This window comes from Natronomonas sp. (assembly GCF_036625485.1).
GTDB lineage: Archaea > Halobacteriota > Halobacteria > Halobacteriales > Haloarculaceae > Natronomonas.
Genome location: NZ_JAZKTR010000205.1, coordinates 1 through 3,607, shown reverse-complemented (window position 1 = coordinate 3,607; position 3,607 = coordinate 1). Strand labels below are relative to the sequence as shown.

Below are 3,607 nucleotides of genomic sequence, written 5' to 3'. Positions count from 1 at the left end.
GAGTTGGAGGAAGACGATTTCCATCTGCTCTCGGGTATCGAACACGGGATGCGGTTTTCGCGGTGGGTCAGCGAGGGGAAACTCCCCAAGTTCTCCCGACTCGACGAGGAGGAGGTCACCTACCGCGTCGACCGCTGTATGGACCGAGAACTCGTCGAGCGGAAGACGATCCAGTACACCGGCTATCGGCTCACCTTCGAGGGATACGACGCCCTCGCGTTGCGGACCTTCTCCGAGCGCGACACCATCGATGGCGTCGGCGCACCCCTGGGTGTGGGCAAGGAAAGCGACGTCTACGAGGCCCGCTCGTTCCAGTCGCTGGCCCTCAAATATCACCGCGAAGGCTACACGAACTTCCGAGAGGTCCAGAAGGAGCGGGAGTACACCGCCGACAAGGAGCACCGTTCGTGGTTCTACACCGCCCGAAAGGCCGCCGAACGGGAGTACGAGGCCCTCGAAACCCTCTATCCCGAAGTCTCGGTCCCCCGCCCCGTCGACCAGAACCGCCACGCCCTGATAATGGAGAAACTCGACGGCGTCGAACTCTCACAGGCGAAACTTGAATCCCAGCAGGTCGTCGGCGTCCTCGATCTGATCCTCGAGGAGATGGCGACTGCCTACCGGGAGGGCTACGTCCACGCCGACATGAGCGAGTACAACGTCTTCGTCTCCAGCGAGGGCGTGACCGTCTTCGACTGGCCCCAGTCGGTGCCCACCGAACACGAGAACAGCGAGGAACTGCTGCAGCGAGACGTCGACAACATCGTCGGCTACTTCGAGCGGAAGTACCCCCGCGAGACGCCGGAAGTCGACCGCGCCGCCCTCGCGGGCGCGCTCGCGGACGATGAGTTCGAGACGGCCCGGAATTTCGCCTGAATAGCCTCGTTTCGGCGTTTTTAGCTGTATTTTGTGTGTTCGAGAAGAAGCGCGTCGAATCCGCCATAAACCAGAGTTCGCGATATAGAATCGAGGCGGTAGCGGCTGAGGCAGTCGGCCACGGCGAGTCGAACGCTGTCGCTACGGACTCGAAACGGCAAAACCGCAATGTGACAGACGGAAACCGCTTAGAAGGTTTCGCGGTGGAGGACTTCCTCGACGTCGCGTCGGGGGAGTCGCTCGGGTTCGTCGCCGCCGCTCGGACCGACGGCGATGAGGACGACGGGAACGCCCTCCTCGGGGAGTTCGAGGAACTCGGCGACGCCCTCGCTGTCGAAGCCGATCATCGGCGTGGCGGCGAGGCCACGCGCGTGGGCGGAAAGCAGGAAGTTCTGTGCGGCCAGCGAGGCGTTTCGGACCGCGTAGTCCCGACCCATGCGCTCGTCGTCGTACATCGCGAGGGTCTGTTCCTTGGTCGCCTCGGCGGTTTCGGCGTCCATCCGACCGGCCTCGACCCACTCGTCGAAGACGCGGTCGGCGGTCTTGGGTTCGTCGTGGCCGACGACGAGGACGGCGGTGCCGGCCGCTCGGATGTGTTCCTGCCCGTAGGCGAGGTCGACGAGTTCGTCGAGGCGGTCCTCGTCCTGGACGGCGACGAACTCCCACGGCTGGAGGTTGTACGACGAGGGCGCGAGCGTCGCGTCCTCGACGAGGGCCTCCAGCGTTGCATCGTCGATGTCGGTCTCGGGGTCGAAGTTGTGCCCGGAGCGTCGCGTCCGGAGGGCCTCGATGGCGTTCGGGAACGTCGCGTCGGTTTCGGCGTCGATCTCGGCGGCACCAGCAGCGGCGTTGGATGGGGACTTCACGTGTGTCGCCACGTAGTCGATTGCATCGGAAATACTCTCGCTAACCCCTCTATCACCCGGTATCAGGCGTGTGACCGGGTAATGGGAGTCACAGTCACGCGGGGGAGCGACAGCGCGACCGGCCTCGCCTGCGATGGCTACCACCACCGGCTTTCGAAGCCCTTAACCGGTATCGTAGGGAAATATCGATAACTCGCTGGACGACGGGCACCAGCGGGCACCTGTCTACGCAGGTCGGGATGTGATTCGCGCCACGGCGTCGCCGTGGTGTGAATTGAACCACGCAACGCCCGTGGTGAAACACTATGGCACGAAGCTTCTATTCGCACATCCGAGAGGCGTGGCAGACGCCCAAGGACGGAAAGCTCGCGGAACTACAGTGGCAGCGCCAGCAGGAGTGGCGCGACCAGGGCGCCATCGAGCGCGTCGAACGCCCCACCCGCCTCGACAAGGCCCGTTCGCTCGGCTACAAGGCCAAGCAGGGCGTCGTCGTCGCCCGGGTGTCGGTCCGCAAAGGTACCGCTCGCAAACAGCGCTTCAAGGCCGGCCGCCGGTCGAAGCGTCAGGGTGTCAACAAGATCACCCGCCGGAAGAACCTCCAGCGCATCGCCGAGGAGCGTTCCTCCCGGAAGTTCCGCAACCTGCGGGTCCTCAACAGCTACTGGGTCGGTGAAGACGGCTCCCAGAAGTGGTTCGAGGTAATCCTGCTCGACCCCGAACACGGCGCGATCCAGAACGACGACGATCTCAACTGGATCTGCGACGACAGCCACCGCGGCCGCGCCTTCCGTGGCCGTACCTCCGCCGGCCAGCGCGGCCGTGGCCAGCAGAAGCGCGGCAAGGGTACCGAACACACCCGCCCGAGCCTCCGCTCGGACAGCCGTCGCGGCAAGTAAGCCGCTCCGGTTCTTCCCCCGTTTTCGCGTTCGTTCCGACGTCACAGAGCGCCCGGGCTCGCGGTCGAAACCGATCGTATCGGCTGCGATTCAGTTAGCCACGTGCTAACACCTGTCACATAAAGTGAATCTATCAACCTACTTTTAAGACGAAACAGCCACCGTATGCCGGCTTTTAAGACCCATATACCGGCATTAGAACCAGCTCACTGAACTGTGGGAACCTTTATGTCTTATCCCCGAGAAGTTTGGCGGTATGGCAAAACGACAGAGTAACGACGGCGCACTCGCGGGGTTCTATCGCGAGCGCATCACCGAACCCGGTACCGACGACGAGGTGTACGGCTACTGGCTGTTCGTAGTCGGCTTCCTCGCGAGCGTGGTCGGCGTCGCGCTGTTCCTCTACAGTTCGACGCTGGTGACCCAGCGACCCTCGGTCAACGACCCGGCAACCTTCTGGACGGTCAGGCAGGCAGGTATCGTACTGGCGGCCGGCGGTATTCCGCTCATCCTCGGCGGTGTCGCACTCAGACTACCGCTTCGACGGATGGCGACCTATCTGACTTACCTCGGAATGGCCGTCTGCCTGGTCGCGCTCGTGTGGTTCCTGACAGTCTATCCGGCCGGCTGGACCTTCGCGACGGGCAACACCGGCGTCATCGCCGTGTACGTCCTCGGGCTGGCCATCATCGCCACGGGCGCCGTACTGGTACCCATGCTGTCGCGTGCCGAAACGGAACCGAAAAGCGAGCGAATCGCCCGGGAGGAACGGGAGCGTGAAGCCGCCGAAACCCGCGAAGAACTCGCCAGCACGCGCAAGGAACACGAGGAGGCGCAGGCGGCCGCCGAGGCCTCCGCAGCCGAACTCGAAGCCCTCCGGCAGTCGAAGGCCCGTTTCGAACTCTTCGAGGACCGGGCCGGCGGCGACCGCTGGCGGCTCCGCCACTACAACGGCAACATCATCGCCGA

4 protein-coding genes are annotated in these 3,607 nt (G+C 64.0%); 3 read left to right on the top strand and 1 reads right to left on the bottom strand.

Annotated elements, in window-relative coordinates; translation table 11 throughout:
• Positions 1-876, top strand: an 876-nt coding sequence (locus tag V5A53_RS13795) for a serine/threonine-protein kinase RIO2 (protein ID WP_332314196.1), incomplete at its 5' end; no start/stop codon positions are given.
• Positions 877-1,064: 188 nt separating this feature from the next.
• Here the strand turns inward: V5A53_RS13795 and V5A53_RS13790 are convergent.
• On the bottom strand, positions 1,065-1,742 hold the full coding sequence (locus V5A53_RS13790; protein ID WP_332314195.1) for a nitroreductase family protein: 678 nt from the start codon (positions 1,740-1,742) through the stop codon (positions 1,065-1,067).
• A 305-nt stretch (positions 1,743-2,047) separates the two neighbouring features.
• On the opposite strand from V5A53_RS13790, the gene V5A53_RS13785 reads away from it, so the two are divergent.
• Together V5A53_RS13785 and V5A53_RS13780 are read left to right on the top strand one after the other, a co-directional pair.
• Complete coding sequence (locus tag V5A53_RS13785) at positions 2,048-2,638, top strand: 50S ribosomal protein L15e (protein ID WP_332314194.1); 591 nt, start codon at positions 2,048-2,050, stop codon at positions 2,636-2,638.
• Positions 2,639-2,894: 256 nt separating this feature from the next.
• On the top strand, positions 2,895-3,607 hold a 713-nt coding region (locus tag V5A53_RS13780), incomplete at its 3' end, for a YegP family protein (RefSeq protein ID WP_442928703.1).

Bases quoted from the DNA above. Each gene is read 5' to 3' on its own strand.
- V5A53_RS13785 (WP_332314194.1), top strand. From the start codon at position 2,048: ATGGCACGAAGCTTCTATTCGCACATCCGAGAGGCGTGGCAGACGCCC.